Consider the following 258-nt stretch of genomic DNA (forward strand, 5'->3'; position numbering starts at 1 on the left):
CTCGCCCGGTCGGTGGACCAGCTCGATCCGGGGTTTGTCCACGTCGAGGTGTACGTCGTCGAGGTCGAGCGCGCGGAGACCACCGAGGCGGACGCCCGTATGCCAGACGAGTGCCCAAATCGCATGATCGCGAGAGGCGTACTCGTACTTGGACAGATACTTCAGAATCTCAGGGACGCGCTCGGGTTGAATCGTCGAATCGCTCACCTGGTCGTCCTTGGTCAGCGACGGGAGGTCCACCCGCTCGTAGAAGTCGAG

General features: G+C 62.8%; 1 protein-coding gene. It reads right to left on the reverse strand.

Going from position 1 to position 258, the window contains the following annotated elements:
• On the reverse strand, nucleotides 1–258 hold a 258-nt coding region (locus tag ACP7FG_RS13080; protein WP_439226639.1), incomplete at both ends, for a hypothetical protein.

Origin of the sequence: Idiomarina sp. ST10R2A5, from assembly GCF_051842325.1 — a bacterium.
Lineage (GTDB): Bacteria > Pseudomonadota > Gammaproteobacteria > Enterobacterales > Alteromonadaceae > Idiomarina > Idiomarina abyssalis.